Source organism: Frankia sp. CoWAU3 (assembly GCF_977971855.1).
In genome coordinates, this window is sequence record NZ_CDWWXB010000037.1 from 9,681 (window position 1) to 15,984 (window position 6,304).

General features: G+C 72.5%; 5 protein-coding genes and 1 pseudogene. 1 reads left to right on the top strand and 5 read right to left on the bottom strand.

Features of this window, described 5'->3' with window-relative positions:
* Positions 1 to 161 (top strand): annotated as a pseudogene (locus tag AC08ON_RS06005) (PKD domain-containing protein); the annotation flags it as partial.
* Between the two features lie 57 nt (positions 162 to 218).
* On the opposite strand, the gene AC08ON_RS06010 reads toward AC08ON_RS06005, so the two are convergent.
* The 5 genes from AC08ON_RS06010 to AC08ON_RS06030 all read right to left on the bottom strand — a co-directional run.
* Entirely contained in the window at positions 219 to 842 is a 624-nt protein-coding gene (locus AC08ON_RS06010) for an NUDIX domain-containing protein (protein WP_011437541.1), read from the bottom strand.
* Positions 839 to 2,680, bottom strand: a complete 1,842-nt coding sequence (locus tag AC08ON_RS06015) for a CTP synthase (protein WP_476606763.1) — start codon at positions 2,678 to 2,680, stop codon at positions 839 to 841. The genes AC08ON_RS06010 and AC08ON_RS06015 overlap by 4 nt, the downstream gene beginning before the upstream one ends.
* 193 nt (positions 2,681 to 2,873) lie before the next feature.
* Positions 2,874 to 4,628, bottom strand: a complete 1,755-nt coding sequence (gene recN, locus AC08ON_RS06020; RefSeq protein WP_476606762.1) for a DNA repair protein RecN — start codon at positions 4,626 to 4,628, stop codon at positions 2,874 to 2,876.
* Positions 4,629 to 4,810: 182 nt separating this feature from the next.
* A complete protein-coding gene (locus AC08ON_RS06025; protein ID WP_476606761.1) occupies positions 4,811 to 5,710 on the bottom strand; it encodes an NAD kinase in 900 nt (299 codons plus the stop codon).
* A partial coding sequence (locus tag AC08ON_RS06030) for a TlyA family RNA methyltransferase (protein ID WP_476616596.1) occupies positions 5,707 to 6,304 on the bottom strand: 598 nt, incomplete at its 5' end. The genes AC08ON_RS06030 and AC08ON_RS06025, both read right to left, overlap by 4 nt.

Consider the following 6,304-nt stretch of genomic DNA (forward strand, 5'->3'; position numbering starts at 1 on the left):
CCCGGCCGGGCCGGTACCAGGTGACCCTCGCGGTGACCTGGGATGGCACGTTCACCGTTCCCGGGGTCGCGCAGGCGTTCCCGATCGCCGCGGTGACCCTCGCCGCCGCAGCGGGCCTCGTCGTCGACGAGGCCGCCGGCGTGCTGGTCCACAACGACTGACGCCACCGCGGGACCGACGCCACCGCGGAGAAACGGGGGCCGCGGCGCGGCGGCGGCTCAGCCGCGGTGAGCGGGACGAGCGGGCCAGGGTGCGTCGGGTGGGCGCAGACCGGCGTAGTTCTCGGCGCGCGCCCGGGCCGTGGCCAGCAGCCCGATGACCGCCATCGCGTTGGTGATCTCACCGCGCAGGACCCGTTCGACGGCGTCGGTGAAGTCGATGCGGGCGAGACCCATCTCGGCCTCCTCGTGCACCGGCACGTACCGCTCGGCGGCCGGGATCTCGTGCAGCCCGCGGGCCAGGAAGAGGCGGTAGGCCTCGTCGGTCATCCCTGGTGAGGCCCACACGTCAACCAGCAGATCGTAGCGGTCGGCGCGCAGCCCGGCCTCCTCGGCCAGCTCCCGCGCGGCGGCCGAGGACGCCGGCTCGCCCGGCACGTCGAGAATGCCGGCGGGCAGCTCCCACAGCGGACCACCGACGGGATGACGGTACTGATGGACCATCACCACCCGATCGGCCTCGTCGAGGGCGACCACCCCCACGGCGCCGGGATGCACCACCACATCACGCTGCGAGATGTCGCCATCCGGCATCCGCACCTGATCGCGGCGGACGGAGATGACCCTCCCCTGGTAGGCCAGGGTGCTCTCGGTGACCTCGTACCGGTGCGGGGTCGCTGTCACGGGGACACCAGCGCGGCGGTGCCGTTGGAGCTGACGCTCGGCCGGGACGCGCTCGCGCCCCGGCGGATACTCCCGCCGGATCGACCGGCCGTGACGCCGCGGGTCTGCGCGGCGCCGTTCTCTAGGACGCCGTTCTCCGGGACGCCGTTCTCCGGGGTGGCGGCGTCCTCGCTCGGCAGGTCCACCGGCAGCACCCCGCGGCGGCGGTCCGCATGCGCGACCGCCGCGGCGACGAGACCCCGGAACAACGGATGGGCCCGGGTCGGCCGGGACCGGAACTCCGGATGTGCCTGGGTGCCGACGTAGTACGGATGCACATCGGCGGGCAGTTCGACCACCTCGACCAGGCGGCCGTCCGGTGACGTCCCGGAGAAGACCAGCCCGGCGGCGGCCAGCCGGTGCCGATAGTCGTTGTTCACCTCGTACCGGTGCCGGTGGCGCTCGGCGACCTCGGCGACGCCGTATTCACGCTGGGCGAGCGTGCCGGGCACCAGCACGCACGAGTACAGGCCCAGTCTCATCGTGCCGCCCATGTCCCGGGTGCCGGCCATCACCTCGTGCTGGTCGGCCATCGTGGAGATCACCGGGTGGGGGGTCTCGGGGACGAACTCGGTGGAGTTCGCCGCCTCCAGGCCGGCGAGACTGCGGGCCGCCTCGATGACCATGCACTGCAGGCCGAGGCAGATACCGAGGGTCGGAATGCCGTTCTCGCGGGCGTGCCGCAGCGCGGTGAGCTTGCCCTCGATGCCCCGCACCCCGAAACCACCGGGAACGATGACCCCGTCGATCCCGTCGAGCAGGGTGGCCGTCGCATCCGGGGAAGAGCACTCGTCCGAGGTGACCCACCGCAGGTCCACCCGGGTGTCGGTGGCGAAGGCGCCGGCGCGCAGGGCCTCGGTCACCGAGAGGTAGGCGTCGGAGAGATCCACGTACTTGCCGACGATCGCGATCGTCGCCGTGTTGGCCGGGTGGTGCACCCGCCGCAGCAACGTGTCCCACTCCGTCCAGTCGACGTCGCGGAAGGACAGCCCGAGCCGACGCACCACGTAGGCGTCGAGGCCCTCGCGGTGCAGCACCCGGGGGATGTCGTAGATGGAACTCGCGTCCGGCGCCCCGACGACGGCCTCATCATCGACGTCGCACATCATCGCGATCTTCTTCTTGAGCGAATCGGGCAGCGGCCGGTCGGACCGGCAGACCACGGCGTCGGGCTGCAGGCCGATACTGCGCAACGCCGCGACCGAATGCTGGGTCGGCTTGGTCTTCAGCTCTCCGGAGGGGGCGAGGTAGGGGACCAGGCTCACGTGCACCGTCAGGGCGTTGTCCCGACCGACCTCGTGGCGTACCTGACGGATCGCCTCCAGGTAGGGCAGCGATTCGATGTCCCCGACGGTCCCGCCGACCTCAGTGATCACCACGTCGACGGAGTCACCGGCCAGCCGCCGGATCCGGTCCTTGATTTCGTCGGTGATGTGCGGGACGACCTGGACGGTCTGGCCCAGATAGCCGCCGCGGCGTTCCCTGGCGATGACGGCCGAGTAGACCTGACCCGTCGTCACGTTGGCGCTGCCGTCGAGGCTGACGTCGAGGAACCGCTCGTAGTGGCCGATGTCGAGGTCGGTCTCGGCCCCGTCGTCGGTCACGAACACCTCACCGTGCTGAAACGGGTTCATCGTCCCCGGGTCCACGTTGAGGTAGGGGTCGAGCTTCTGCATCGTGACACGAAGTCCACGAGCCTTGAGTAGTCGGCCAAGGCTCGACGCGGTCAGTCCCTTGCCGAGACTGGACGCAACCCCGCCGGTGACGAAGATGTGTTTGGTGATATGCGCCTGACCCACCCGAAGCTCCCGTGGTTACGCCGCCGGTCCGGCCCCGGCGCCTCCACGGGACTTCACGGTAACAGCTCCCCCGCGCGACGCCTCCAGCGCAATGCGGGGACTCTGCCATAAGGGTGAGTCATGCCCCTCGGTTATCACCTTCGGTGACTGCCTGGACCACCGCAGGATGTCCGACCTCCCGACCGCGGTGGCACTACGGCAGCGCCTTGTCGGCCTCCGCGGCGGCGAGCAGCTCCTCGGCGTGCCCACGGGCCAGCGGGCTCTCCTCCTGGCCGGCGAGCATCCGGGAGAGCTCCCGCACCCGGCCGGCGTCGTCGAGCATGACGATCCCGCTACGGGTGACCGATCCGTCGTCGGCCTTGTGGACCACCAGATGACGGTCCGCGAAGGCGGCGACCTGCGGCAGATGAGTGATACAGATCACCTGATGGGTGCGGGCGAGGCGGGCGAGGCGCCGGCCGATCTCCACCGCGGCCCGGCCGCCGACCCCGGCGTCCACTTCGTCGAAGACCATGGTCGAACCGGTGTCAGCGGCGGCGAGTACGACCTCGATCGCGAGCATGACCCGGGACAGCTCACCGCCCGACGCGCCTTTCTGGACCGGCCGCGGCGGCGCCCCGGGATGCGGGATCAGCCGCAGCTCCACGTCGTCGACGCCGAACGGTCCGAACGCGACGACCCGCAGGCCGACCGGCAGACCGGCTGGATCGTCGCGCTGCGACACGGCGGCCTCCACCCGGGCCCGGGGCATCGCGAGCCCGGCGAGCTCGGCGGCGACCGCCGCACCGAACCGGGCCGCCGCCTTGGTCCGGGCCTCGCTGACCTCCTCGGCGAGCCGGGCCAGCTCGGCGGTCAGGCTGTCCCGCCGGGCGGTGAGCGCCTCGACGCTGTCCCCGGCGCCGTCGAGTTCCAGCAACCGGCGCCCGGCCTGGTCCGCCCAGGCCAGCACGCCGTCAATGCCGGTGCCGTGCGCCCGGGTCAGGTTGGTGAGGGCGGCCTTGCGCGCCTGGGCGTCGGCGAGGCGCACCGGGTCGGCATCGATGCCCTCCGCGTAGGAGGCGAGGTCCGCGGCGACGTCGGTGAGCAGCATCCCCACCTCCGTGAGCCGCGTGCCGAGGGCGGCGAGCTCGGTGTCGAGGGCGGACTCGCCGGCGATGACCCGCTGGGCCGCGGCCACCAGATCGACCGCACCGGGCTCGTCCGACCCAGTGGCCGGATCGCTCATCAGCGCGGCGTGCGCGGTCCGCGCCGCCCGCACCAGGGTCTCCGCGTGCTCCAGCTTGGTCAGCTCGGCGTCGAGGGTGACGTCCTCACCGGGGCCGGGGGCGATCCGTTCCACCTCGTCCAGGCCGATGCGCAGCAGCTCCGCCTCCTGCTCGCGTTCACGCACCCGGTCGGTGATCTCGGCGAGCTGCCGACTGACCCGGGTCAGCTCCCGGTACGCACCGCCGTAGCGGGCCAACGGCCCGGCGACGGCGGAACCGGCGAACCGGTCCAACGCATCACGCTGGGTGGACGGCTTGAGCAGGCGCTGCGCCTCGGACTGGCCGTGCACGGCGATCAGCTCCTCGGCGATCTCGGCGAGGACACTCGCCGGAACCGAGCGGCCCGCGACCTGCGCCCGGGACCGGCCCTCCGCGGTCAGGGTCCGACCGACGACGAGGACGGCGCCACCCGGATCCTCGTCGAGGTCGCCGCCGACTTCGCGGACCCGGGCCGCGACAGCCGACTCGGCACCGATGACGAGCCGACCCTCGACAAAGGCGCGATCGACCCCGGGCCGGACCAGACCGTAATCCGCCCGCCCGCCGGTGAGCAGCCCCAGCCCCTGGACAATCATGGTCTTGCCGGCTCCGGTCTCGCCACTCACCACGGTGAGGCCGGGAGCGAGGGCGAGGGCGGCATCGTCGATGACCCCGAGGCCGCGGATGCGAATCTCCTCGAGCACGCCCCGAACTCTAGCGTCACCAGGACGGAGGCCGATATCGCAGAGGCGGAAGATCCGACATCGCGGTCCCCGCGTCGCGGCGAAGCCCCCCGACAGCCACCCCAGGAAGCTCGCCGAAGGCAAGCTGACGGAAACCCCGAACGGCGCCCAAGGCCAGGGGTCCCCGCGTCGCGGCGAAGCCGCTACGCGGGGGAGGCACGCTGGTTGCGTCCCCGCCAACCTTCCACCGGAAGGCCGAACTTGGCAACAAGACGATCAGTGAACGGCAGCGGGCGCACCACGGCGAGCCGCACCGGTCGGCGGCCGCGGACCACCTCGACCCGCGACTCGGGGGGCACCTCGACGGACCGCCGGCCGTCACAGTAGAGGACCGCGGGCACCGGCGGCAGGATCTCCACGGCGACCGCGGAGGTCGGCGCCAGCACGAGCGGCCGGGCGAACAGCGCGTGCGCGCTGATCGGGGCGACCAGCAGGGCCTCGACGCCCGGCCACATCACCGGGCCACCGACCGAGAAGGCGTAGGCGGTGGATCCGGTGGGCGTCGAACAGATCACCCCGTCGCAGCCCCACCGGGATAGCGGACGCCCGTCAATCTCCAACACGCATTCCAGCATCCGAGCGCGCTCGGCCTTCTCCAGGGACATCTCGTTGAGCGCCCAGCCGGTATAGGTGACCTCGCCACGCCGCCGGACCGTGACGTCTACCGTCATGCGTTCCTCGACCGTGTAGTCCTTGCGGACGACGTGCTCGATGGTGGATTCCAGCGCGTCGGGTTCGGCCTCGGCGAGGAACCCGACATGCCCGAGGTTCACGCCCAGCAGCGGGGCGTCAGCGGTGCGGGCCAGCTCCGCGCCGCGCAGCAGGCTGCCGTCGCCGCCGAGGACCAGCACCAGTTCCACCCCGACGGCCGCGTCGGCGTCGGGCGGCACGCTGTTGGCGGCGGTCAGGTCGAGCATCTCCGCCTCGTCCCGCAGCACCCGCGGCGACACCCCGGCGGCGGCCAGGCCCTCGATGACCCGATGGGCGCTCTCCCGGACCACCGAGCGGCGGGGATGGGTGACGACGAGGATCTCCCGCGTCATGCCCGGCGCCCCGGTCCCGCGGGGCCGGCTGCGATCGCCCCGGTCAGGACGTCCGCGTCGAGCGGTGGGGCCCCGGCGGCCAGCCACAGCAGGTACTCGACGTTGCCCGCCGGGCCGGGCAGCGGACTCGCCGTGACGCCACGCACGCCGAGATCCAGCATGGCCGCGGACGCCGCCACGTCGCGGACCGCCTCGGCGTGCAATGCGGTGTCACGCACCACCCCGCCGGGCCCGAGCCGCTCCCGGCCGACCTCGAACTGGGGCTTCACCAGCAGCACGAAATCGGCATCCGGGACCGCGCAGGCGCGCAGCGCGGGCAGCACCAGGGCCAGCGAGATGAACGACAGGTCCCCGACGACCAGGTCGACGCGGTCACCGATCTCGGCGGGCGTCAGGTTCCGGGCGTTGGTACGGTCGAGCACGCGGACTCGGGGGTCGCAGCGCAGCCGCCACAGCAACTGCCCGTAGCCGACGTCCACGGCCACGACGGTCCCCGCACCGTACCGCAGCAGCACGTCGGTGAAGCCGCCGGTGGAGGCACCGACGTCCAGGCACCGACGACCGGCCACGACCAGCGTGGGGCCGGTCGAACGC